At 71.4% G+C, this 24,954-nt stretch carries 15 protein-coding genes; 12 read left to right on the forward strand and 3 right to left on the reverse strand.

Annotated elements, in window-relative coordinates; genetic code table 11:
• Positions 1-219: 219 nt before the first annotated feature.
• The 8 genes from leuS (at position 220) to holA (ending at position 11,453) form a co-directional block, all read left to right on the forward strand.
• Entirely contained in the window at positions 220-3,132 is a 2,913-nt protein-coding gene (gene leuS / locus C1N81_RS29715) for a leucine--tRNA ligase (RefSeq protein WP_394434199.1), read from the forward strand.
• A gap of 110 nt (positions 3,133-3,242) precedes the next feature.
• Positions 3,243-3,956, forward strand: coding sequence for a hypothetical protein (locus C1N81_RS29720; protein ID WP_394434201.1), 714 nt, complete (start codon positions 3,243-3,245; stop codon positions 3,954-3,956).
• A gap of 72 nt (positions 3,957-4,028) precedes the next feature.
• The gene (locus tag C1N81_RS29725; protein ID WP_394434203.1) at positions 4,029-4,877 is read left to right on the forward strand and encodes a DegV family protein; all 849 of its coding nucleotides are present in this window, start codon (positions 4,029-4,031) and stop codon (positions 4,875-4,877) included.
• A gap of 550 nt (positions 4,878-5,427) precedes the next feature.
• Entirely contained in the window at positions 5,428-6,138 is a 711-nt protein-coding gene (locus C1N81_RS29730; protein ID WP_394434205.1) for a helix-hairpin-helix domain-containing protein, read from the forward strand.
• A complete protein-coding gene (locus C1N81_RS29735; protein ID WP_394434207.1) occupies positions 6,135-8,789 on the forward strand; it encodes a ComEC/Rec2 family competence protein in 2,655 nt (884 codons plus the stop codon). The genes C1N81_RS29730 and C1N81_RS29735 overlap by 4 nt, the downstream gene beginning before the upstream one ends.
• 364 nt (positions 8,790-9,153) lie before the next feature.
• Positions 9,154-10,035, forward strand: coding sequence for a YceI family protein (locus tag C1N81_RS29740; protein WP_394434208.1), 882 nt, complete (start codon positions 9,154-9,156; stop codon positions 10,033-10,035).
• A 108-nt stretch (positions 10,036-10,143) separates the two neighbouring features.
• Positions 10,144-10,389, forward strand: a complete 246-nt coding sequence (locus C1N81_RS29745) for a hypothetical protein (RefSeq protein ID WP_394434210.1) — start codon at positions 10,144-10,146, stop codon at positions 10,387-10,389.
• A gap of 74 nt (positions 10,390-10,463) precedes the next feature.
• Entirely contained in the window at positions 10,464-11,453 is a 990-nt protein-coding gene (holA, locus tag C1N81_RS29750) for a DNA polymerase III subunit delta (protein WP_394434212.1), read from the forward strand.
• 486 nt (positions 11,454-11,939) lie between these two features.
• On the opposite strand, the gene rpsT is transcribed toward holA, so the two are convergent.
• Entirely contained in the window at positions 11,940-12,206 is a 267-nt protein-coding gene (gene rpsT / locus C1N81_RS29755) for a 30S ribosomal protein S20 (RefSeq protein ID WP_394434214.1), read from the reverse strand.
• A 536-nt stretch (positions 12,207-12,742) separates the two neighbouring features.
• Here rpsT and lepA point away from each other — a divergent pair.
• Complete coding sequence (gene lepA, locus C1N81_RS29760; protein ID WP_394434215.1) at positions 12,743-14,614, forward strand: translation elongation factor 4; 1,872 nt, start codon at positions 12,743-12,745, stop codon at positions 14,612-14,614.
• A 247-nt stretch (positions 14,615-14,861) separates the two neighbouring features.
• The gene (locus C1N81_RS29765) at positions 14,862-16,751 is read left to right on the forward strand and encodes an AMP-dependent synthetase/ligase (RefSeq protein ID WP_394434217.1); all 1,890 of its coding nucleotides are present in this window, start codon (positions 14,862-14,864) and stop codon (positions 16,749-16,751) included.
• Positions 16,752-16,827: 76 nt separating this feature from the next.
• Here C1N81_RS29765 and C1N81_RS29770 read toward each other — a convergent pair whose 3' ends face one another.
• Complete coding sequence (locus tag C1N81_RS29770) at positions 16,828-17,418, reverse strand: response regulator (protein ID WP_394434219.1); 591 nt, start codon at positions 17,416-17,418, stop codon at positions 16,828-16,830.
• Between the two features lie 12 nt (positions 17,419-17,430).
• The gene (locus C1N81_RS29775) at positions 17,431-21,597 is read right to left on the reverse strand and encodes a HAMP domain-containing protein (protein WP_394434221.1); all 4,167 of its coding nucleotides are present in this window, start codon (positions 21,595-21,597) and stop codon (positions 17,431-17,433) included.
• 101 nt (positions 21,598-21,698) lie between these two features.
• Here C1N81_RS29775 and C1N81_RS29780 point away from each other — a divergent pair, with 101 nt between their 5' ends.
• Both C1N81_RS29780 and hemW read left to right on the forward strand, forming a co-directional pair.
• Positions 21,699-23,678, forward strand: coding sequence for a SpoIIE family protein phosphatase (locus tag C1N81_RS29780; protein WP_394434223.1), 1,980 nt, complete (start codon positions 21,699-21,701; stop codon positions 23,676-23,678).
• A 42-nt stretch (positions 23,679-23,720) separates the two neighbouring features.
• The gene (hemW, locus tag C1N81_RS29785) at positions 23,721-24,953 is read left to right on the forward strand and encodes a radical SAM family heme chaperone HemW (RefSeq protein WP_394434224.1); all 1,233 of its coding nucleotides are present in this window, start codon (positions 23,721-23,723) and stop codon (positions 24,951-24,953) included.
• Position 24,954: the final 1 nt, after the last annotated feature.

A 24,954-nucleotide genomic window follows, 5' to 3' on the forward strand; every position in this document is an offset into this window, starting at 1 on the left:
CTGGGGCGCGAGGAAGCCCGTCGCGGCTCGCGCGGGCCCTGCGGTACCCTGACGCCATGCGTGCCGTATGCCTTCTGCTTAGTGAGCCGCGCTGATCAGTCCCGACCCGCCCCCTGGGCGTGAGGTCGGAATCGGCGCGGCGTCCCCTCCTGTGCGAGGGGCTTTTTCATTTTCGAGCACGGGCCGCCGGCAGAGACGATCGATGGAGCTTTGAGGATCATGAGCGAGACGAACACCGCCGCCGCTTCCGAGGCGGCGGTCGCGCCGCACCGCTACACGGCGGCCATGGCTGCCGACATCGAGGCACGCTGGCAGGACTTCTGGGACACGCACGGCACCTACGAGGCGCCCAACCCCACCGGTGACCTGGCCGACGACTCCGGCCTGGCCGCACGCCCCAAGAAGTACGTCATGGACATGTTCCCGTACCCGTCGGGTGCGGGCCTGCACGTCGGACACCCGCTGGGCTACATCGCCACGGACGTCTACGCCCGCTTCCAGCGCATGACCGGGCACAATGTGCTGCACACCCTGGGCTTCGACGCGTTCGGCCTGCCCGCCGAGCAGTACGCCGTGCAGACGGGCACGCACCCGCGCACGTCGACCGAGGCCAACATGGAGAACATGAAGGCGCAGCTGCGCCGCCTGGGCCTGGGCCACGACAAGCGCCGGTCGTTCGCCACGATCGACCCGGAGTACTACAAGTGGACGCAGTGGATCTTCCTGCAGATCTTCAACTCCTGGTACGACGACGACCTGAAGAAGGCGCGGCCCATCGCCGACCTGGTCAAGCAGTTCGAGTCCGGTGAGCGCGCCGTCGACGGCGGCCGCGCCTGGGCCGAGCTGAGCGAGACCGAGCGGGCCGACGTCCTGAGCGGCTACCGCCTGGCCTACGCCTCCGACGCGCCGGTCAACTGGGCGCCGGGCCTGGGCACCGTCCTGGCCAACGAGGAGGTCACCGCGGACGGCCGCTCCGAGCGCGGCAACTTCCCCGTCTTCAAAGCCAAGCTGCGCCAGTGGAACATGCGCATCACCGCCTACGCCGACCGCCTGCTTGACGACCTGGACGGCCTGGACTGGCCCGACGCGATCAAGCTGCAGCAGCGCAACTGGATCGGCCGCTCCGAGGGCGCCCGCATCGACTTCGCGGTCCCGACGGGCTCCGGTGACGCCACCGAGGCCATCACCGTCTTCTCGACCCGCCAGGACACCCTGTTCGGCGCCACCTACATGGTCCTGGCGCCCGAGCACGACCTGGTCGAGCGGATCGTCCCGGCCGCCTGGCCCGAGGGCACCCACGAGGTGTGGACGGGCGGGCACGCGACCCCGGCCGAGGCCGTCGCCGCTTACCGCAAGCAGGCCGCCTCGAAGTCGGACGTCGAGCGCCAGGCCGAGGCCAAGGACAAGACCGGCGTCTTCACCGGCGCGTACGCGGTCAACCCGGTCAGCGGCGAGCGGGTCCCGGTCTTCATCGCCGACTACGTCCTGATGGGCTACGGCACCGGCGCGATCATGGCCGTACCGGCGCACGACGCGCGCGACTTCGCGTTCGCGCGCGCCTTCGAGCTGCCCATGCGCTGCGTGGTCGAGCCGTCGGACGACCGCGGCACCGACCCGTCGACCTGGGACGACGCGTTCGTCGCGTACGAGGCGAAGCTGGTCAACTCGACGGGCGACGACATCAGCCTGGACGGCTTGGGCGTCGCCGACGCCAAGGCGCGGATGACCGAGTGGCTGGAGCGCAAGGGCATCGGCCACGGCACCGTCAACTTCCGGCTGCGCGACTGGCTGTTCAGCCGCCAGCGCTACTGGGGCGAGCCCTTCCCGATCGTCTACGACGAGGACGGCGTCGCCCACGCGCTGCCCGAGTCGATGCTGCCCCTGGAGCTGCCCGAGGTCGAGGACTACAGCCCGCGCACGTTCGACCCGGACGACGCCGACACGCAGCCCGAGACCCCGCTGTCGCGCAACGAGGACTGGGTCAACGTCACCCTGGACCTGGGTGACGGCAAGGGCCCGCGCAAGTTCCGCCGCGAGACCAACACCATGCCCAACTGGGCCGGTTCCTGCTGGTACGAGCTGCGCTACCTGGACCCGCACAACAGCGAGAAGCTGGTCGACCCCGAGGTCGAGCAGTACTGGATGGGCCCGCGCGACACCATGCCCACCGGCGGCGTCGACCTGTACGTGGGCGGCGCCGAGCACGCCGTGCTGCACCTGCTGTACGCGCGCTTCTGGTCGAAGGTGCTGTTCGACCTGGGCCATATCTCGTCGGCCGAACCGTTCCACAAGCTGTTCAACCAGGGCATGATCCAGGCCTACGTCTACCGGGACGCGCGCGGGATCGCCGTACCGGCCGCCGAGGTCGAGGAGCGCGACGGCGCCTACTACTACGACGGCCAGAAGGTCACGCGCCTGCTGGGCAAGATGGGCAAGTCCCTGAAGAACGCCGTCACGCCCGATGAGATCGCCGCCGAGTACGGCGCGGACACCCTGCGCCTGTACGAGATGGCGATGGGCCCGCTGGACGTCTCGCGGCCGTGGGACACGCGCGCGGTGGTGGGCCAGTTCCGCCTGCTGCAGCGGCTGTGGCGCAACATCGTCGACGAGGCGACCGGCGAGGTCACCGTCGCGGACGTCGCCGAGGCGGACATCGACGTCGCCACCCTGCGCGCCCTGCACAAGGCGATCGACGGCGTCCGCGGCGACCTGGAGGGCATGCGCTTCAACACCGCCATCGCCAAGGTCACCGAGCTGAACAACCACCTGGTCAAGGCGTACGCGGGCAGCGCCCTGCCGCGCTCGGTCGCCGAGCGCCTGGTGCTGCTGATCGCGCCGCTGGCCCCGCACGTCGCCGAGGAGCTGTGGCGCAAGCTGGGCCGCACCGACTCGGTCGTCCACCAGGACTTCCCGGTCGCCGACCCGGCGTACGTCGTCGACGAGTCCGTGACCTGCGTCGTGCAGATCAAGGGCAAGGTCAAGGCGCGCCTGGAGGTCTCCCCGTCGATCTCCGACGAGGAGCTGGAGAAGGTCGCCCTGGCCGACGAGAAGGTCGTCGCCGCACTGGACGGCGCCGGCATCCGCAAGGTGATCGTGCGGGCGCCGAAGCTGGTGAACATCGTGCCCGCGTAAACGCGCTCAGGGTTGTTCCCTACGGGCAGGTTGGGGGTTCCGCAGGAACCCTCGGCCTGCCCGCTCCGTTTACGGTGGAGGGGAGCGGGCCGACGACTTGGAGGAGCGCCGTGGAAGTTGTGCTGACGATCGTGGCGCTGATCTTCATCCTGTGCCTGGTGCTCGGCGTGTACGCGACGGTGAAGGCGGTCGGCGCCGCCAAGCGCGGAGTGGACCGCAAGGTCGACCAAGCCCGGCGGGCGGTGGAGGACACCACCCTGCGCGCAAGGACGTTCGCGCAGCCCGGCGCTGCGGCGGACCTGGCTCAGTTGCGGCTCAAGCTGCGCACCTCCATGCGGGCCACCCAGGACACGCTCCATACGCGCGTGCGCGAGGACGACTCCCTCAAGGAGGCCCTCGGCCTCTTCGAGCGCCTGAGCGTCCACGGGCGCGCCCTGGACGACGAGCTCAAGCGCCTGGAGCGCGAGCCCGACAAGGCGCATGTCCGGGGCCTGCTGCCCCAGCTGAAGGCGCGCACGGAGAAGATCACGGCGTCCGCCGACGACCTGCGGCACGCGGCACGGGAGCGGGCCGGGCACTTCGCCGACGACGACCTGTACGTACTCGGCGCGCAGATCGACGTGGAGACGGGGGCGCTGCGGCACTGGACCCCGGCCGGGGAGGCTCCCTCGGCTTCGGCGGCTCCCTCGTCGTCGGCCCCGTCGTCCTCGGCCGCCGAGCCCGCACCGCCGGTCCAGGAGCCCGCACGGCCCGCGATCACGCCGCCAGGTGTGCGACCCACCTATCCGTGGCAGAAGAATCCCCGCCCCGAGAGCACGACTTGACCTCGCCGGCCCCACGAAGGCGGCGGGGGCCCGGACTGCCGCGGGGCGGCCCCGGCGGGTAACCTCCGGTGCATGTCCCGCCATGTCACGATCGTCACCGATTCAACGGCCTACCTGCCGCAGCGGACGATGGAGGACCACGGCATCACCGCGGTGCCGCTGACCGTGGTCCTGGGCGATCGGGCCCTCGAGGAGGGCACGGAGATCTCCGCCCGCTCGGTCGCGGAGGCACTGCGCAAGCGCCGCTCGGTGACGACGTCGAGGCCGAGCCCCGAGCAGTTCGCCGAGACCTACCGCAAGGTCGCCGAGTCCGGCGCGAGCGCCATCGTCTCGCTGCACCTGTCCGCCGAGTTCTCCGGGACGTACGACGCGGCGGTACTGGCCGCCAAGGAGGCGCCGATCCCGGTGCGGGTCGTGGACACCGGGATGGTGGCCATGGCCCTCGGCTTCTGCGCGCTCGCGGCGGCGGAGGCGGCCGACGCGGGCGGCACCGTCGACGAGGCGGTCACCGCGGCGGAGAAGCGGGCCGCGGGCACCTCCGCCTACTTCTACGTCGACACCCTGGACTATCTGCGCCGCGGCGGGCGGATCGGGGCGGCGCAGGCGCTGCTCGGCTCCGCGTTCGCCGTCAAGCCGCTGCTTCAGCTGGACGGCGGCCGCATCGAACTCATGGAAAAGGTCCGCACCGCGTCGAAGGCGATCGCGCGGCTGCGGGAGGTCGTCGCCGAGCGGGCGGGCAGCGGGCAGGTCGACATCGCCGTGCACCACCTCGCGGCGCCGGAGCGGGCGGAGGCGCTGTCCGGCTGGCTGCGCGAGCAGGTGCCGGGCCTCGGTGAGCTGCATGTCAGCGAGGTGGGGGCGGTGATCGGGGCGCATACCGGGCCCGGGTTGGTGGGGGCTGTGGTGTCGCCTCGGGGGTGAGGCGGGGCTGGGCGCTTGCGGCTTGCGGCTTGCGGCTTGCGGCTTGGCGTTGGGCGGGGGCGGGGTTGCTGGGCGGAGTCCGTCGGCTGGTGTGGGTGCCTCGTGTGGGTGACCAGGTTTTCCACAAGTGCGGGGCTGTCCCCGGGAATTGACCAAGATCCACCGATGCGGCGCGGAATGTCTACCGTCTCGTGGCATGGCACTTCGATCACTGTCACGGACAGCACACGTATCCAGCGGGCCAGGCCGCGGCCCCGCCTCCGACGGTCGGGCCCGACACCGGCACGTCGTGCGGCGGAGCGCCCGCCGCAGGCAGCTCGCGGCGGAGCGGACACGGTCGCGGGCGGAGGCATTGTTTGCGCCGCCCCGGCCGTACGCCGCACGTCCGGCGCCCGAGCCCGAACCTCCACCGCCGCCTCCGCCCGCGCCTGAACGCCCTTCAGCGTTTGCTACCGAGCCCGTCCGAGCCGAGCGCGTCCGAGCTGAGCCCGTCCGAGCTGAGCCCGTCCGAGAGCGGGCCAGGACCTGGCGCGAGCGGGCGGCGCCCGCCGTGCGTGACCGGCTGCCGCTGTGGTTGCAGAAGCGGTGCGGGATCGAGCGGCGGGGCGCGCTGGCCCTGGTCGTAGTCCTCGGCGTGGTGGCGCTCTTCGCGGTGCAGCACTTCTGGGCGGGGCGTACGCAGTCGGTGCGGGCGCCGGAGACGGTCCGCGCGGCGGTGCCGTCCGCGGTGGGGGAGCCGCCCGGGGCCGTAGGCAGCCCGGCCGGACCGGACCCGGCGGTGTCGAGCGGGGCCGCCATGATCGTTGTCGATGTCGGCGGCAAGGTGCGCAGGCCCGGGGTGCGCCGGTTGCCGGCCGGGGCCCGGGTGGCGGACGCGCTGCGGGCGGCGGGCGGGGTCCGCCCAGGTGCGGACACCTCCGGGCTGAACCGGGCGCGGCTCCTGACGGACGGGGAGCAGGTGCTGGTGGGAGCGCCGACCGCCCCGGCCGCGGGAGTGCCGAGCGGACCGACGGGTGCGGGTGCGGGTGCCGGTGCCGGTGCGGGAGGGGCGGTGGGGGCGGCGCCCGCGGCTCCGATCGGGCTCAACACCGCCACGCTGGAACAACTCGACACGCTGCCTGGCGTCGGCCCCGTCCTGGCCCAGCACATCGTCGATTACCGCACGGAGCACGGTGGGTTCCGTTCCGTCGAGGAACTGCGCGAGGTCAACGGGATTGGGGACCGCCGCTTCGAGGATCTGCACGACCTGGTGCGGCCATGAACCCGGCACGGGGCGCGGAACAGACCGAACCCCTGGACCTGCGACTGGTGCCGCCCGCGCTGGTGGTGTGGCTGACAGCGGCGGTGACGCTGACCGTGCCGGGCCACTGGGTCGTGGCGCTTGCGGTGACGTGCGGGGTCGCCGGAATAGCGCTGCTGGTGCCGTTGCGCCGTACGGCAGGCCGCCCAGGGCGTCGCGCGTGGCGGCGACCATCCACCGCGGTGCTGCTGCTCTGTGTCGCCGCGGCGGCGCTTTCCGCGGGGTTGCACGGGGCCGAGCTGCGCCGCGGGCCCGTGCCCGAGCTGGCCGACCGCTATGCGCGGGTGGAGGCGGAGCTGGAGGTGACCGCCGACCCCCGGGTCAGCCGGCCCCGGGTCACGGGGGATCACCAGGCGCCGACCATCGTGCTTATCGAGGCGGATCTCGTCCGGGTGACGGCGACCGACGGGACGGTCGAGCGGACCCGGGCACCGGTCCTGGCACTCGTCGAGGGGCGCGGCAGCGCGTGGCTGTCGCTCCTGCCCAGCACGCGGATCAGGGTCGAGGGGAGCCTCGCGCCGCCGCTCAGGGACGGGGACCGGATCGCGGCGGTGCTCCGGGTCCGACAGCAGGAGGGAGCGGGGGAGCGGAGGTGGTGGACCGGACAGGAAGCTCGGGCGAGTCAGACCGGGCAGGCTGATCCAACCGGACAGGCTGGTCCAACGGGGCGGGCTGATCTAACTGGACAGGCCGGTCCGACCGGGCAGGCTGGTCCAACCGGGCGGGCTGAGGTAACCGGACAGGCGGAACAGGACGGGCCGCGGATCGTGGCGCCGCCGAGCCGTCCTCAGCGGTTGGCCGCAACCTTGCGTGCGGGGCTGCGCGAGGCCACGGCCGGGCTACCGGAGGACGCGCGGGCGCTGCTGCCCGGCCTGGTGGTCGGTGATACGGCCCGGGTCACACCGGAGCTGCACGCGGCGTTCCAGGCGACGGACATGCTGCACCTGCTGGCGGTCAGCGGGGCGAACTTTACGATCTTGCTGGCCCTGTTGATCGGACCGCCGGGCACCGCACACCTTGTGGAGCGACGGGGCCTCGCGCCCCGGATCGGTCTGTCGCTCCGGATGACGGCGTTGCTGGGCGGCGCGCTCACGCTCGGGTTCGCCGTGGTGTGCCGACCGGAGCCGAGCGTGCTGCGGGCGGCGGCGTGCGGGGCGGTCGCGTTGCTGGCCATCGCGACGGGGCGCCGCAGATCGCTGATCCCGGCGCTGGCCACGGCAGTGCTGGTGCTGGTCCTCTACGACCCGTGGCTGGCGCGGAGTTACGGGTTCCTGCTGTCGGTGCTCGCCACCGGGGCGCTGCTGACGCTGGCCCCGAGGTGGAGCGCGGGGCTGCGGCGCCGTGGGGTTCCGGCGCGGCTCGCCGAGGCGCTGGGTGCCGCCGCGGCGGCGCAGGCGGTGTGCGCGCCGGTCGTCGCTGTGCTGGCGGCGCGGGTGAGCCTGGTGGCGGTGCCGTGCAACTTGCTGGCGGAGTTCGCCGTGGCACCGGCGACGGTGCTCGGGTTCGCCGCCCTGGCGGCGGCGCCGGTGGCGATGCCGGTCGCGGAGTTCTTCGCGTGGTGCGCCGGTTGGCCCGCGGGATGGATCGCGGGCATCGCACGGACGGGGGCCGCGCTGCCGGGCAATGGGGTGGACTGGCCGGGTGGCTGGCGCGGTGGGGCGTTGCTCGCGGTCGCCACGGTGGCGGCCGTTCTGGTGGGACGCAGAGTGCTGAAGTCGGCCTGGTTGGTAGCCGCTTGTGCGGTGTTGTTGCTGCTGGCGGTGGTGCAGCCGCCTCCGCTCACCCGGATCATCACGGGGTGGCCGCCGCCGGGCTGGCGCATGGTGATGTGCGACGTGGGGCAGGGGGACGCGCTGGTGCTCGCGGCGGGGGCCGGGACGGGCGTGGTGGTGGACGCCGGGCCCGATCCGGTGCCGGTGGACCGGTGTCTGCGTGCGCTCGGCATCACGAAGGTGCCGCTGCTGCTGTTCACGCACTTCCATGCGGACCATGTGGCGGGTCTGCCCGGAGTGTTGCGGGGTCGTTCCGTGGGGGCGATCGGGACGACCGGGTTGCAGGAGCCGGTGGACCAAGTGGCGTTCGTCCGGCGGCTCGCCGCGCGGCGCGGGGTGCCGGTGGTGCGGGCGGCAGCGGGGGAGCGGCGCCGGGCCGGGCCGCTCACCTGGGAGGTGCTGTGGCCGCCGCCGAGGCCGGTTCCCGAACCGGACGGGCCGAACGACGCGAGCGTCACCCTGCTCGTACGCACCGCTGGGCTGACCCTGCTGCTGCTCGGGGACCTCGAACCGCCCGCGCAGCGCGCCCTGCTGAGAACCGCCGACGGGGCCCGGCTGTCGCGGGTGGACGTGCTCAAGGTCGCCCATCACGGCTCGGCGTTTCAAGACCCGGAGTTGTTGCGCAGGGTCGCTCCCCGGCTCGCGCTCATCTCGTGCGGGGCCGACAACCCGTACGGGCACCCGGCGCCGCGCACGGTGGAGGCGTTGCGGCAGGGCGGGGCGGCGGTGCTCCGCACGGACCAGGACGGGGCGGTCGCTGTGGTGGGGCGGGGCAAGACGGGCGGCCCGGACGGAACCGGTGGGCCAGGTCTGGAGGTGGCGCACACGAAGCACACCTGAAGCGCTGACCCGGTGCGGAGGAGCACCCGGGCTGCCTTGCCGGGGCGCGTCAACCCCGGACGCCACCCCGCCGGGCAACGCCAACCAGCCCGCACCGCCCGTGCAACCCGCCCCACCCGCACAACTCGCACGACCAGCCCCGCTCGCACAACCCGCCCAAGCAGTCCCGCCCGCACAACCAGCCCCGCCCAAAGAGCCCGAACAACCCACACCCGTACCGCTCGTACCGCCCAGCTGTGTGTTCTCTGAGAAGAAGGGTTCATGTTGCCTGAAAAGACGCATCGGTGATCGAATACTCTTTCGTTCAAGCAGCAACGATCGCGGTCGGCGGTCGATGCCGAGGCGCACTGGGGTGGGGTAGGTCATGTTCGGCCGCTTGCTGGGAAACCGTACGAACCGGGCTCAACGGACAAGTCCTCTGGCGGCAGTGACCGTGCCGACCGGCGCGGGGGTGCTGAGCGGCCGGGTGCTCGACCCGGTCGGCGAGCCGGTGCGGGACGCGGAGTTCGCGGTGAGCGACGCCATGGGGCGCAAGGTGGTGAGCGGGGGGACCGACCCGTTCGGCTCGTTCATGACGACCGTGCCCGCGGGGGAGTACCGGCTCGCCGTCTCGGCGGAGGGGTACGCGCCGCACCACGGCGGTGCCACGGTCACCGAGAGCGGGCACGCCTCGATGGGGAACGTCGCGCTCCAGGTCTCTCCGCCGCCGCAGCTGCCCGAGCCGGGGGACTGGGAGATCGAGCCGACGCATTCCTCGATCGCGTTCACGGCGCGGCACATCGGGTTGGCGCGGATCCACGGCAGGTTCAACAGCTTCGCGGGGGCGTTGCGGCTGGCCGACCGGATCGAGGAGTCCGCGATGCACGTCGTGATCGACGCCTCGTCCATCGACACGAACGTGAAGATGCGTGACGACCACCTCAGGTCGGCGGACTTTCTCGACGTGGACCGGTTCCCGACGCTGGAGTTCTACGGCGACCGTTTCGCGCACCGGGGCGGCAACCGCTGGGCGGTCACCGGGGCGCTGTCGTTGCACGGCGTCACGCGCACGGTGACGCTCGATGCGGAGTACCTGGGGCTCGGCAACGGCATGGAGGGTGAGACCCGTGCCGCCTGCCGCGCGACGGCGGAGTTGCACCGGGACGACTTCACCGTCAGCTGGCAGACCATGCTCGCGCGGGGCATCGCGGTCGTCGGCTCCAGCGTCAGGATCGACCTCGACGTGCAGATCGTGCCCAAGGGCTGAGCCGTCGTGCCCAAGGGCTGAGCTCGATCGTGCCCAAGGGCTGAGCGCACGCCACCAGCCGCGTGGGCATGGTGCGGCAGCACTTCGCCGGTGTCGGAAAATAGGGGCGTGAGCGATGTGAGACACGTACTGGTGCTGCCCGACCGCGACGCGGCGGAGGAGGTCGCCGAGGCGTTGGGGGAGCGGTTCGGCGTGGCCGAGGAGCCCCAGCTCGTACGGGATGCGCTGGCCGGTGAGGACGACGCGGAGGACGCGCAGTGGCTCGTCGTCGTCGAGGACCCGCAGGGGCGGCTCGACGCGGAGCAGTTGGACGAGTTCGCGGCGGGCTGGGACGGCTGGCGCGAGGAGCAGTAGCCGCCCGCACCGGTCGGGAAGGTGCGCGGCAGCCCCGGCCGTGATGTCAGTGGCCCGTGGGATGCTTGTCCGCGATGGCCAGGAAGACTGCAAACGATGATCCTCTCGCCTCCGTCACCGTCGCGGTGGGCCAGGAGGACCTCCTGCTCGACCGTGCCGTGCAGGAGGTGGTGGCGGCCGCGCGGGCCGCTGACGCGGACACGGACGTGCGCGATCTCAGCTCGGACCAGTTGCAGCCCGGCACGCTGGCCGAGCTGACGAGCCCGTCGTTGTTCGCCGAGCGCAAGGTCGTCGTCGTGCGCAACGCGCAGGATCTGTCGGCGGACACCGTCAAGGACGTGAAGGCGTATCTCGGCTCGCCCGTCGAGGAGATCACGCTGGTGCTGCTGCACGCCGGGGGCGCCAAGGGCAAGGGGCTGCTCGACGCCGCGCGCAAGGCCGGGGCCCGGGAGGTCGCCTGCCCGAAGATGACGAAGCCGGCGGACCGGCTCGCGTTCGTGCGCGCGGAGTTCCGGGCGCTCGGGCGGTCCGCGACGCCGGAGGCGTGCCAGGCACTCGTCGACGCCATCGGCAGTGATCTGCGCGAGCTGGCGTCGGCCGTGACGCAGCTCGCCGCCGACATCGAGGGGACCATCGACGAGGCCGTCGTCGGGCGGTACTACACGGGGCGGGCCGAGGCGTCCAGCTTCACCGTTGCGGACCGGGCCGTGGAGGGGCGGGCCGCGGAGGCGCTTGAGGCGCTGCGGTGGTCGTTGTCGACCGGGGTCGCGCCCGTGCTGATCACCAGCGCGCTCGCGCAGGGGGTGCGGGCCATCGGGAAGCTGTCCTCCGCGCGCGGGGGGCGTCCCGCCGATCTGGCGCGGGAGCTGGGGATGCCGCCGTGGAAGATCGATCGGGTGCGGCAGCAGATGCGGGGCTGGACCCCGGACGGGGTTTCTGTGGCCCTGCGGGCCGTGGCCGAGGCGGATGCGGGGGTCAAGGGGGGCGGTGACGATCCGGAGTACGCCTTGGAGAAGGCCGTCGTCACGATTGCGCGGGCCGCTCGGTCCCGGGGGCGGGGCTGATCGCTCCGCGACGCCCGGGTCCATCGCGCCCCCGGTGCCGCACCCCGCAGGGAATGGCCTGCCGCACCCCGCAGGGAATGGCCTGCCCCACCCCGGCAGGGAACGGCGCGCCGCGCCCCGGCAGCAAAGCGTCTGCCGCGCCCCAGCAGGGAATCGTCTGCCGCGCCCCGGCAGGCAATCGTCCGCCACCCCCCGGCAGGGAATCGTCCCCGCCGCCCCTTCCCGTCCCGTCCCTGGGGGCTGCGCCCCCAGACCCCCGTCGGCCTTCGGCCTCGTCCTCAAGCGCCGGACGGGCTGGAGGCGCTGGAGGCGCTGGAAAGCCGAAACCCCGTCCTGATCGACAACATCAGGACGGGGTTTCGTTCACGCTCAGATGAGCCCACACCCGCGTGGCGAACGCAGTCGCGTGCGGGCTCGGGGTGCCGGTCGGGGGCGGATGAGAGAGGGCCCGCCCGGGTCCTTCCGGCGTCAGGTCAAGACAGAGGTTCAGCCCTTGAGGCCGGCGACCTTCGAAGCAAGCGCCGACTTCTTGTTGGCGGCCTGGTTCTTGTGGATGACACCCTTCGAGACGGCCTTGTCGAGCTGGCGCGCGGCAGCGCGCTGGTACTCGGTGGCCTTCTCGACGTCACCCGCGGCAGCGGCCTCGCGGGCCTTGCGGATCGCGGTCTTCAGGGAAGACTTGACGGCCTTGTTGCGCAGGCGCGCCTTCTCGTTGGTCTTGATCCGCTTGATCTGGGACTTGATGTTCGCCACGAAATGAGCCTTTGCAGGTTCTGGCACGGGGCCTGTGACAGTCCCGTACCGGTGATTTTCACTGAGTGTGTGCCTCGGCTTAGAGGGCATGAGACACAGCTGCCCACGGTATCAGCCGCAGTCCCACCGGCCCAAACCGGTCCCGACGCACACCGCCCACCGGCCCAAACCGGCCCCGACGCACACCGCCCACCGCCCCGGACGGACACCGATACCCGCCCTCGATCGGCCCGGACGGACACCGATACGCGCCCTCGACCGCCCCGGACGGACACCGATACCCGCCCTCGACCGGCTGGCCCGGACGGACACCGGTACGCCCCCTCGACCGCCCCGGACGGACACCGATACCCGCCCTCGACCACCCCGGACGGGCACCGATACGCCCCCTCGACCGGCCCAAACCAATCCCGGCGGCCAGCCCGATCGCACCCCTCACCGGCCCAGACCGGTACCGGTACCCCGGCCGTGGGACCATGGAAGCTACGTATCGATCCGACCCGAGGCATAAGGCGCCTCAAGAGACAGGACCCTGCGTGCCCGCGATCCCTAACAATGTGCCCGAGCCGAGCCGTACCGACCCGGCGCTGCTCCGCAATTTCTGCATCATCGCGCACATCGACCACGGCAAGTCGACGCTCGCCGACCGGATGCTCCAGCTGACCGGAGTGGTCGAACAGCGGCAGATGCGTGCTCAGTACCTCGACCGGATGGACATCGAGCGCGAGCGCGGCATCACGATCAAGTCCCAGGCGGTGCGGCTGCCCTGGGCCCCCACCGAGGGCCCGGACCAGGGCAGTACCCACATCCTCAACATGATCGACACCCCGGGGCACGTGGACTTCACGTACGAGGTCTCGCGCTCGCTCGCCGCGTGCGAGGGCACGGTCCTGCTCGTCGACGCCGCCCAGGGCATCGAGGCCCAGACCCTCGCCAACCTGTACCTGGCGATGGAGAACGACCTCAAGATCATCCCGGTGCTCAACAAGATCGACCTGCCGGCCGCGCAGCCCGAGAAGTTCTCCGAGGAGCTGGCGAACCTCATCGGCTGCGACCCCTCCGACGTGCTCAAGGTCTCCGCGAAGACCGGTATGGGCGTCGAGGCGCTGCTCGACAAGGTCGTCGCCGAGATCCCCGCGCCGGTCGGCGTCGCCGACGCCCCGGCCCGCGCGATGATCTTCGACTCGGTCTACGACTCGTACCGCGGTGTCGTCACGTACGTCCGTGTCGTCGACGGTCAGCTCAACAAGCGTGAGCGGATCCGGATGATGTCGACGGGCGCCACCCACGAACTGCTGGAGATCGGCACCAACTCGCCCGAGATGCTGCCGGCCGACGGCCTCGGCGTCGGTGAGGTGGGCTATCTGATCACCGGCGTGAAGGACGTCCGCCAGTCCAAGGTCGGTGACACGATCACCAGCCTGAACAAGGGCGCGACCGAGGCGCTCGGCGGCTACAAGGACCCGAAGCCGATGGTCTTCTCCGGTCTGTATCCGCTGGACGGCTCCGACTACCCGGAGCTGCGCGACGCCCTGGACAAGCTGCAGCTCAACGACGCCGCCCTGGTCTACGAGCCGGAGACGTCGGCCGCGCTCGGCTTCGGCTTCCGCGTCGGCTTCCTCGGCCTGCTGCACCTGGACGTGATCCGCGAGCGCCTCGAGCGAGAGTTCGGGCTCGACCTGATCGCGACCGCGCCGAACGTGGTCTACCGGGTGGTGATGGAGGACGGCGGCGAGCACATCGTCACCAACCCGAGCGAGTTCCCGGAAGGCAAGATCGGCGAGGTCTACGAGCCGGTCGTGCGGGCCACCATCCTCGCGCCCTCCGAGTTCATCGGCTCGATCATGGAGCTGTGCCAGACCCGGCGCGGTGTGCTGCTCGGCATGGACTACCTCTCCGAGGACCGCGTCGAGATCCGCTACACGCTGCCGCTCGCCGAGATCGTCTTCGACTTCTTCGACCAGCTGAAGTCCAAGACGCGCGGTTACGCCTCGCTCGACTACGAGCCCACCGGCGAGCAGACCTCCAGCCTCGTCAAGGTCGACATCCTGCTCCACGGCGACAAGGTGGACGCCTTCTCGGCGATCACGCACAAGGACGCGGCGTACGCGTACGGTGTGCGGCTCGTCGCGAAGCTGCGCGAGCTGATCCCGCGCCAGGCGTTCGAGGTGCCGATCCAGGCGGCGATCGGCTCCCGGGTGATCGCCCGCGAGACGATCCGCGCCATCCGCAAGGACGTCCTCGCCAAGTGCTACGGCGGTGACATCTCGCGTAAGCGGAAGCTGCTCGAGAAGCAGAAGGAGGGCAAGAAGCGGATGAAGATGGTCGGCTCCGTCGAGGTGCCTCAGGAGGCCTTCATCGCGGTCCTGTCCAGCGACGACAGCGGCGGCGGCAAGGGCAAGAAGTAACCCCCGGGCGACCGTCGCACACACCTCGGGTGGCCCGAAAGCGGTGGGCCCGGCACGCACACGCGTGGCGGGCCCACCGCTTTTGTGTGGGCCCTGTGTGTGCCGGGGCCACGGGGGCGACCAGGACAAAGTCGAAGGCCGGAGCCCCTTACGCGCCGGGCGAGCGCGCTTTACCCTGATCACTGCTCAATGGTTACTCGCCAGTTAAACAAGCCGCGTTTCAACAGTCGCGGGCCCGGAGGACGTCGTGAGCGACACACAGACCCTGATCGAGAACCGTCCGCCCTCCGTGGCGTCTCTCTTCCTGGAGCGCGTCGCGGCCACACCGGACGCCGAGGCCTACCGCTATCCCGTACCGGCGCCCGCGGGCAGTGGCCCCGACGACTGGAAGTCGCTGAGCTGGGCGCAGGCCGCGCAGCGGGTCTACGCCATCGCCGCCGGGCTCGTGGAGCTGGGGATCAAGGCCGAGGAGCGGGTGGCGCTCGCCTCCTCGACGCGGGTCGAGTGGATCCTCGCCGACCTCGGCATCATGTGCGCCGGCGCGGCGACCACCACGGTCTACCCGCAGACCAACGCGGAGGAGTCGGCGTTCATCCTGGCCGACTCCGAGTCGAAGGTGCTGGTCGCCGAGGACGCGGCGCAGCTCGCCAAGGCGCGGGAGCGCCGCGCCGACCTGCCCGAGCTGAAGCACGTCGTGGTGATCGACGCGACCGGGGTCGAGCCCGACGCGTCCGACCCCGACGGCTGGCTGGTCACCCTGGAGGACCTGGAGGCGCGCGGCACGGCGTACCTGGAGAAGAACCCGGACGTCGTCAAGGAGCGCGTCGCCGCGATCCGCAAGGAGCAGCTGGCCACCCTCATCTACACGTCCGGGACGACCGGCCGCCCCAAGGGGGTCCGGCTTCCGCACGACAACTGGTCGTACATGGCGAAGGCGATCTCCGCGACCGGTCTCGTCGGCGAGGACGACGTGCAGTACCTGTGGCTGCCGCTCGCGCACGTCTTCGGCAAGGTGCTGACCAGCGGCCAGATCGAGGTCGGGCACGTGACGGCGGTCGACGGCCGCGTCGACAAGATCATCGAGAATCTGCCGATCGTGCAGCCGACCTACATGGCGGCCGTGCCGCGCATCTTCGAGAAGGTCTACAACGGGGTCGCGGCCAAGGCGCGGGCCGGCGGCAACGCCAAGTTCAAGATCTTCCAGTGGGCGGTGGGTGTCGCCCGCGAGTACGCGAAGGTCAGCCAGGACAACTTCCGCCGCACCGGCGTCGCCTCCGTCCCCTTCGCCCTCTCCTCGAAGCACAAGGTCGCCGACGCCCTTGTCTACAGCAAGCTCCGCGAGGCGTTCGGCGGGCGGCTGCGCGCCTGTATCTCCGGCTCGGCGGCGCTCGCCCCCGAGATCGGCTACTTCTTCGCCGGCGCGGGCGTCCACATCCTGGAGGGCTACGGCCTCACCGAGTCCTCGGCCGCCTCCTTCGTCAATCCGGGCGAGGCGTACCGCACCGGCACGGTCGGCAAGCCGCTGCCCGGCACCGAGGTGCGGATCGCGGACGACGGCGAGATCCTGCTGCGCGGCCCCGGCATCATGGAGGGCTACCACCAGCTGCCCGAGAAGACCGCCGAGGTCCTGGAGAGCGACGGCTGGTTCCACACCGGGGACATCGGCGAGCTGTCCGTCGACGGCTACCTGCGCATCACCGACCGCAAGAAGGACCTGATCAAGACGTCGGGCGGCAAGTACATCGCCCCGGCCGAGGTCGAGGGCCAGTTCAAGGCGGTCTGCCCGTACGTGTCGAACATCCTCGTGCACGGCGCCGACCGCAACTTCTGCACCGCGCTCATCGCCCTCGACGAGGTCGCCATCCTGGAGTGGGCGAAGGAGAACGGGCTCGACGGCAAGTCCTACGCCGACGTCGTCGCCGCCCCCGCGACCGTGCGGCTCGTCGAGGGCTACGTGCGCGAGCTGAACGAGGGCCTGCAGCGCTGGCAGACCATCAAGAAGTTCAAGCTGCTGCCCCGCGACCTCGACGTGGAGCACGGCGAGCTGACGCCGAGCCTCAAGCTGAAGCGGCCCGTCGTGGAGCGCGAGTACAAGGGGCTGCTCGACGAGATGTACGCCGGGACCCGCGAGGGCTGACCCGGGGAGGCGCCCCGCCGAGAGCCCGAAGACCCGGAGCGCCCAGCAGGCTCTGAAGGTCGCGAGGGCGGCAGGCTCAGGGGCGCCTCATCGTCCGCATCGTCTCCTCCATCCGCGTCAGGTGGTGGCGCAGCTCCCGTACGTCCGGGTCGGTGGCCTGCGACAGCATGCGCTCGATCGACGTCATCCGGGCCGCCAGCGCGTCGAACTGCTGCTGCTCGCGGGCGAGGAGCCGCTCCAGCTGCTGGTTCTTGCGGTGCAGGTCGAGGAAGACGGTGACCTTCGCGCGCAGCACCCAGGGGTCGAAGGGCTTAGTGAGGTAGTCGGCGGCGCCCGTCGCGTAGCCGCGGAAGGCGTAGCCGGTGTCGTCGGAGTCCGTGCCGGTGAGGAAGATGATCGGCACGTTCTTCGTCTGGTCGAGGCGCTTGATGTTCGTCGCCGTCTCGAAGCCGTCCATGCCCGGCATACGGATGTCGAGCAGGATGACGGCGAAGCGGCGGCGGAGGATCGCCTTCATCGCCTCCTCGCCCGAGCGGGCCCGTACGAGCGGCTCGTTGAGCGATCCGAGGACGGCTTCGAGGGCGACGAGGTTGTCCTCCATGTCGTCGACGAGCAGGATGCTCGCCCGCTCGTCCGACGTCGGCTCTGTCAGCTCTGCAGTGGTCATGATGCCGGTCCCTCAATCGGTCGCCGGCGGGGCGACGGGTTCGGCCGCGCTCTCCGGCTCGTCTGGTGCGGTGGGCTCGTCCGTGTCGCGGGCCTCAGGGGCCAGGAGGTCGCAGACGACGGTCAGCAGCTGGTCGACGTCCACCGGCTTCGGCACGTAGTCGTTGGCACCCTTGGCGATCGACTTCTCCCGGTCGCCGGGCATGGCCTTCGCGGTGAGCGCCACGATGGGCAGCCCGGCCCAGCGCGGGGTCCCGCGGATGACGGAGATCGTCTCGTAGCCGTCCATCTCGGGCATCATGATGTCCATCAGGACGAGCCCGATGTCGGGGTTGCGCTCCAGGGTCTCGATGCCCTCGCGGCCGTTCTCCGCGTACAGGACGGGCATGCCGACGCGGCCGAGGACATGGGTGAGCGCGAAGACGTTGCGGATGTCGTCGTCGACGATGAGGACGCGGCGCCCCGGCAGGACCTGGCCCGCGAGGCCGGTCTTCCAGCGCTCGAGCTTCGTCGGCGTCGGCCAGTTGTCCTCCTGTTCGTGCAGCGGGTACGAGTCCGGGGCACCGTCCTGCCGCGCGCCCTGCTGCGCGGGGACGACGGGCGCCGGTTGCGCCTGGACCGTCTCGGGCAGCGGCTCGTGCCCTGGATGCGCGACGGGGACGTACAGGGTGAAGGTGGAGCCCTTGCCCGGCTCGCTCTCGGCGATGATGCGCCCGCCGAGCAGCCCGGCGATCTCCCGGCTGATGGACAGGCCGAGCCCGGTGCCGCCGTACTTGCGGTTGGTGGTGCCGTCGGCCTGCTGGAACGCCTCGAAGATGACGGGGAGCTTGTCGCGGGCGATGCCGATGCCGGTGTCGGAGACGGCGAACGCGATCAGGTCGTCGCTGTCGCGCACGAACTGGTGCTCGGGATCCTTGAGCCGCTCGACGCGCAGCTCGACCTTGCCGCTCGCGGTGAACTTGATCGCGTTCGACAGCAGGTTGCGCAGGATCTGCTGGATGCGCTGCTCGTCGGAGAACACCTCGCGCGGCACGTCCTCGCCGACCGACACGTCGAAGGCGAGCCCCCGGTCGAGGGTGATCGGGCGGAACGTGGCGTGCACGTAGTCGAGGAGCTTGATGAGGGGGAGCTTCTTGGGGCGTACGTCCATGCGCCCGGCCTCGATCTTCGACAGGTCGAGGATGTCGTTGATGAGCTGGAGCAGGTCCGAGCCCGAACGGTGGATCGTCGTCGCGAACTGCACCTCCTGCTCGTTCAGGTGGCCGTCCGGGTTGTCGGAGAGCAGCCGCGCGAGGATGAGCAGCGAGTTCAGCGGGGTGCGCAGCTCGTGCGACATGTTCGCCAGGAACTCCGACTTGTACTGCGAGCTGGTCGCGAGCAGCGCCGCCTTCTCCTCCAGTTCGGCGTTGGAGCGCTGCAGCTCGCCCTGCTGGCGCTGGAGTTCGTCCGAGCGCTCCTGGAGCTGGGTGGCGAGGCGCTGGGACTCGCCGAGCAGGGACTCGGTGCGGGAGTTGGCGATGATGGTGTTGATCGCGACGCCGATCGTGTTCACGAACTGGTCGAAGAAGGCCAGGTGGACGTCGGAGAAACGGGAGAACGACGCCAGTTCGATGACGCCGAGCAGCTTGTCCTCGAACAGGATCGGGATGATGACGACGGACGCGGGCGCGGCTTCCCCGAGCCCGCTGTTGATCTTGATGTAGTCGGGCGGCGCCTCCTCCACCAGGATGCGTTTCTTCTCCAGGGCCGCCTGCCGTACGAGACCGTGGACGGGCATACCCCCGGTGTCCACGACCAGGGCGGCGGCCGAACCGTAGCCCGCGATGTAGGCGAGCCCCTTGGTCGGGATCGACGTACGGATCGGGGTGTCGCCCTCGTCCGGCTCCGCCAGGAAGAAGGCGCCGTACTGCGCGTTCACCAGCGGGGTCAGCTCGCGCAGGATCAGATCGGCGACCTCCATCAGGTCCCGGTGGCCCTGCATCAGGGCCGCGAGGCGCGCCAGGTTCGACTCCAGCCAGTCCTTCGCGCGGGTCGTCTCGCGCAGGTTGGCCACCATCAGGTTGATGTTGTCCTTCAGCTCGGCGACCTCGCCGCGCGTCTCCACCGTGATGGACCGTGACATGTCGCCCTGGGTCACCGCGGACGCCACCTCGGCGATCGCGCGGACCTGTGTGGTCAGGTTCGACGCCAGCTCGTTCACGTTCGTCGTCAGGCGCTTCCACGTGCCGTAGACGCCCTCGACCCGGGCCTGGCCGCCGAGCTGGCCCTCGGAGCCGACCTCCCGGGCCACGCGCGTGACCTCGGAGGAGAACGACGACAGGGTGTCGACCATCGTGTTGATGGTCGTCTTCAGTTCGAGGATCTCGCCGCGCGCGTCGACGTCGATCTTCTTGGAGAGGTCGCCCTGGGCCACCGCCGTGGCGACCTGGGCGATGTTGCGGACCTGCGAGGTGAGGTTGTCCGCCATGTAGTTGACGTTGTCCGTCAGGTCCTTCCAGACGCCGGAGACGCCGTGCACGGTCGCGCGGCCGCCGAGCCGGCCGTCCGTGCCGACCTCGCGGGCCACCCGGGTGACCTCGTCGGCGAAGCCGCGCAACTGCTCCACCATCGTGTTGACGGTGTCCTTCAGTTCGAGGATCTCGCCGCGCGCGTCGACCGAGATCTTCTTCGACAGGTCGCCCTGGGCGACGGCCGTGGTGACCTGGGCGATGTTGCGCACCTGGGAGGTGAGGTTCGACGCCATGAAGTTGACGTTGTCGGTGAGTTCCTTCCAGACCCCGGAGACCCCGCGGACCTGCGCCTGACCGCCGAGGTTGCCCTCGGTGCCGACCTCGCGGGCCACGCGGGTGACCTCGTCGGCGAAGGCGGAGAGCTGGTCGACCATCGTGTTGATCGTCGACTTGAGTTCGAGGATCTCGCCCTTCGCCTCGACGGTGATCTTCTTGCCGAGGTCGCCCTGGGCCACCGCCGTGGAGACGAGCGCGATGTTGCGGACCTGGGAGGTGAGGTTGTCCGCCATGAAGTTGACGTTGTCGGTCAGGTCCTTCCAGACGCCGGAGACGCCGCGGACCTGGGCGCGCCCGCCCAGCTGGCCCTCGGTGCCGACCTCGCGCGCCACGCGGGTGACCTCGTCGGCGAAGGCGGAGAGCTGGTCGACCATCGTGTTGATCGTCGACTTGAGTTCCAGGATCTCGCCCTGCGCGTCGACCATGATCTTCTGGCTCAGGTCGCCGTTGGCCACGGCCGTGGTGACCTGCGCGATGTTGCGCACCTGAGAGGTGAGATTGGACGCCATGAAGTTGACGTTGTCGGTCAGGTCCTTCCAGACACCCGACACACCGCGGACCTGGGCGCGGCCCCCGAGCTGGCCCTCGGTGCCGACCTCGCGCGCCACCCGGGTCACCTCGTCGGCGAACGCGGACAGCTGATCGACCATCGTGTTGACGGTCAGCTTGAGTTCGAGCAGTTCGCCGGTCGCCTCGATCGTGACCGTACGCGTCAGGTCGCCCCGCGCCACCGCCGTCGTCACCAGGGCGATGTCCCGCACCTGCGCCGTAAGCCGGGACGCCATCGTGTTGACCGCCTCGGTCACGTCCCGCCAGCTGCCCGAAAGACCCTGCGCCTTGGCCCGGCCGCCGAGCCGGCCCTCGGTGCCGACCTCGCGGGCCACCCGGGTCACCTCGCCGGTGAACAAGGAGAGCTGGTCCACCATCTTGTTCACCGCGCGGCCCAACCGCCGCAGATCGCCCCGTAGTTGACGGTTCCCGTCGTGCAGGTCGACACGCTGAGTGAGGTCGCCGCCCGCCACCGCGTCGAGCACCCGCGTGGCATTGGCGGTGGGTGCGACCAGGGCGCCGATGATGGTGTTGACGTCGGCGGTGCGCGTCGCCCACGCGCCTTGCCCCGGGCTCGCCTCCAGCCGCTCGTCGAGCCGGCCGTGCCGGACGATCTCGCGGCGTACCCGCGTCAGCTCGGCGTTGTAGTGCACACTGCGGTCTATGAGCTGGTTGAAGACGGCACCCAGCTCACCGACCATGCCCTCCCCGCGGTCGGGAAGGCGGGTGAAGTTCCCGTCGCGGGCGGCCGACAGCGCGGCGAGGAGCGGCCGGAGGTCGGGCGGGCGGATCACATCGCTGCCGGGCCCGCTTGGATGCACACGCATAGCACTGTTCTCACTCATGGCGGCCCACTTCGGTAACTCGGTGCTTATGGGCGTGGTCAGTCTGTCACTCTGTTCGTGTCGCCTGAGGCGTCTTTGCCCGAACTGCTCAGGAGCCGAACGTGGGGTCCATTCCTATCCAGCGGGACACCGCCTTCGGCGGCGGGGACGTAGCGGACCAACCGCTCGTCGGACCGGTCATGGTCCGCACCTCGCTGCCGGGGAACCCACTCGCGCCCGCGGCCGCCCGCCGCTTCGTCCGCGCGGCGTTCACCGACTGGACCGAGCAGGGCCTGCCCGGCGCCGTCCACCTCGTCGACCGGCTGACCGATGACGCCGTGGTCGTCGTCAGCGAACTCGTCACCAACGCCGTCGTGCACGCCGGGACCAGCGTCGACCTGCTGTGCCGCCTCGACGAGGCCGCCCCCGACGGCACCCCCGACGGCACCCCCGCCGGGCTCGTCGTCGAGGTCACCGACCAGCACCCGGCCCGCGCCGTCCGCGGCCACCAGCCCTCGCGCCCCGTCGAGACCCCCGAGTACGGGCGCGGCCTCCACCTCGTCGCGACCCTCGCCGAGGCATGGGGCATCACCTACCGGCCCGGCACCAAGACGGTGTGGGCCCGGCTCCCCGCCGAACGCGCCGAGGCCGGCGAGATCCCCGCCGAACCCTCCGTGCAGTCCGCCGTACGCGCCCTGGAGCGCGGCCTGCGCGCCGCCGACCTCCTCGCCCCCATGCCCCGGCGCGCCGCCCAGGACCGCGACTGGATCAACCGCGGCGCGCTCTCCTTCCTCGCCGAGGCCTCCGACCTGCTCGCGGGACAGCTCGACGAGGACGTGGTCGCCACCCTCGTCGGCCAGCTCCTCGTGCCCCGCCTCGCCGACTGGTGCGCGGTCTGGTTCTACGACGACGACGGCCGCTCCACCCCCGGCACCCCCGACCCCGACGCGCGCGGCGACGGCGACCCGCTGCCCACGCCCCGGCTCGCCCGCGTCTGGCACGCCCAGGAGAACCGCACCGACGAACTGCGCGGACGCCTGGAGAAGGAGCCCCCGCGGCTGCCCGCCGCCGCCCGCACCGCCGCCGTCCCCGTGCACTGGCCGTTCGAGTCCCGCGGCGACACCGGCCCCGACGACGCCGGGTCCGCCCTCGCCTACCGGCTCATGGTCGGCGGCCGCAGCCTCGGCATCCTCGTCATCGGGCGGGCCAACCTGCTCCGCTTCCCCGACGAGGTCACCGGGCTCGTCGAGGACTTCGCCCGCCGGGTCGCCCTCGCCGTCAGCGCCGCCCGCCGCTTCACCCGGCAGGCCACCATCAGCCGCATCCTCCAGCGCGGGCTGCTGCCGACCGCCATCGCCGAGATCCCCGGCGTCCAGAGCGCCCTCGTCTACGAACCCAAGGAGGCGGGCGGCCCCGGCGGCGACTTCTACGACGTCTTCCCCGCGGGCGACGGCCGCTGGTGCTTCGCGCTCGGCGACATCCAGGGCAAGGGTCCGGAGGCGGCCGTCGTCATCGGCCTCGTCCGGCCCTGGCTGCGGCTCCTCGCCCGCGAGGGCTACCCCGTCGCCCAGGTCCTCGACCGGCTCAACCGGCTGCTGCTCGACGACGCCACCGAGGCCGCCGACGCCGCCGCCCGCGCCCTCGCCGCGGCGGGCGGCCAGGGCATTCCGGCGGAAGGTTCCAGCTCCCGCTTCCTCTCGCTCCTCTACGGCGAACTCACCCCGTCCGACGACGGCCGCGCCGTCACCTGCACCCTCGCCTCCGCCGGACACCCGCTGCCCCTCCTGATGCGGCCCGGCGGCGAGGTCCTCACCGCCGCCGTCCCCCAAGTGCTGCTCGGCGTCGTCGAGGACCCCGACTACACCAGCGAGACGTTCGAGCTGCTCACCGGCGACACCCTGCTCTGCGTCACCGACGGCGTCACCGAGCGCCGCTCGGGACACCGCCAGTTCGACGACAACGACGGGCTCGCCCAGGCCCTCTCCGGCTGCGCCGGACTCACCGCGCAACTGCTCGCCGAGCGCATCCGGCGGCTCGTGCACGCGTACGCGGACGCGCCACCGGACGACGATCTGGCGCTGCTCGTGCTCCAGGCCATGTGAGCGGGCGGCCCGGCTCGGGCCGGGCTGCTGGACAATGGGGGTATGCCTTCCGCCCTCCCCGATGGTGAGCCCGTGCCCGACGACGGGGCGCTGCCCGCCTCCGCCCTCGCCGGCGCCGCCACCCGGCCCCTCGGCTTCTACCTGCACGTCCCGTACTGCGCCACCCGCTGCGGCTACTGCGACTTCAACACCTACACCGCGACCGAGCTGCGCTCCACCGGCGGCGTGCTCGCCTCCCGCGACAACTACGCCGAGACCCTGATCGAGGAGGTCCGGCTCGCCCGCAAGGTGCTCGGCGACGACCCGCGCCCCGTGCGGACCGTCTTCGTCGGCGGCGGCACGCCCACGCTGCTGCCCGCCGCGGACCTCGTACGGATGCTGGGTGCCATCCGCGAGGAGTTCGGGCTGGCGGACGACGCGGAGGTGACGACGGAGGCGAATCCGGAGTCCGTCGACCCCGCCTACCTCGCCGAGCTGCGCGCCGGGGGGTTCAACCGGATCTCGTTCGGGATGCAGAGCGCCCGGCAGCACGTCCTCAAGATCCTCGACCGCACGCACACCCCCGGGCGGCCCGAGGCGTGCGTCGCGGAGGCGCGGGCGGCCGGGTTCGACCACGTCAACCTCGACCTCATCTACGGCACCCCCGGCGAGAGCGACGACGACTGGCGGGCCTCCCTCGACGCCGCCCTCGGCGCCGGGCCCGACCACATCTCCGCCTACGCGCTCATCGTCGAGGAGGGCACCCAGCTCGCCCGGCGCATCCGGCGCGGCGAGGTGCCCATGACCGACGACGACGTGCACGCGGACCGGTACCTCATCGCCGACGAGGCGATGCGCTCCGCCGGGTTCGAGTGGTACGAGGTGTCGAACTGGGCCACGTCCGAGGCGGGGCGGTGTCTGCACAACGAGCTGTACTGGCGCGGGGCCGACTGGTGGGGGGCCGGGCCCGGGGCGCACTCGCATGTGGGCGGGGTGCGGTGGTGGAACGTCAAGCATCCCGGGGCGTATGCCGCTGCGCTGGCGGAGGGTCGTTCGCCGGGCGCGGGGCGGGAGATCTTGGCCGATGAGGATCGGCGGGTCGAGCGGATTCTGCTGGAGCTACGGCTCCGGGACGGGTGCCCGGTGTCCTTGCTGAAGCCCGCCGGGCTTAGCGCTGCGCGGAAGGCTGTGCGGGACGGGTTGCTTGAGGCGGGGCCGTTCGACGCGGGGCGGGCGGTTCTGACCCTGCGGGGGCGGTTGCTGGCCGACGGGGTTGTGCGGGATCTGGTCGACTGAC

The organism is Streptomyces sp. SGAir0957, from assembly GCF_043523415.1.

What these genes read in the sequence shown, in the direction of transcription:
- leuS (WP_394434199.1), top strand. Translation starts at nt 220, where the DNA reads ATGAGCGAGACGAACACCGCCGCCGCTTCCGAGGCGGCGGTCGCGCCG.
- C1N81_RS29725 (WP_394434203.1), top strand. Translation starts at nt 4,029, where the DNA reads ATGTCCCGCCATGTCACGATCGTCACCGATTCAACGGCCTACCTGCCG.
- C1N81_RS29735 (WP_394434207.1), top strand. Translation starts at nt 6,135, where the DNA reads ATGAACCCGGCACGGGGCGCGGAACAGACCGAACCCCTGGACCTGCGA.
- C1N81_RS29740 (WP_394434208.1), top strand. Translation starts at nt 9,154, where the DNA reads ATGTTCGGCCGCTTGCTGGGAAACCGTACGAACCGGGCTCAACGGACA.
- holA (WP_394434212.1), top strand. Translation starts at nt 10,464, where the DNA reads ATGGCCAGGAAGACTGCAAACGATGATCCTCTCGCCTCCGTCACCGTC.
- C1N81_RS29770 (WP_394434219.1), bottom strand. Translation starts at nt 17,418, where the DNA reads ATGACCACTGCAGAGCTGACAGAGCCGACGTCGGACGAGCGGGCGAGC.
- C1N81_RS29775 (WP_394434221.1), bottom strand. Translation starts at nt 21,597, where the DNA reads ATGAGTGAGAACAGTGCTATGCGTGTGCATCCAAGCGGGCCCGGCAGC.
- hemW (WP_394434224.1), top strand. Translation starts at nt 23,721, where the DNA reads ATGCCTTCCGCCCTCCCCGATGGTGAGCCCGTGCCCGACGACGGGGCG.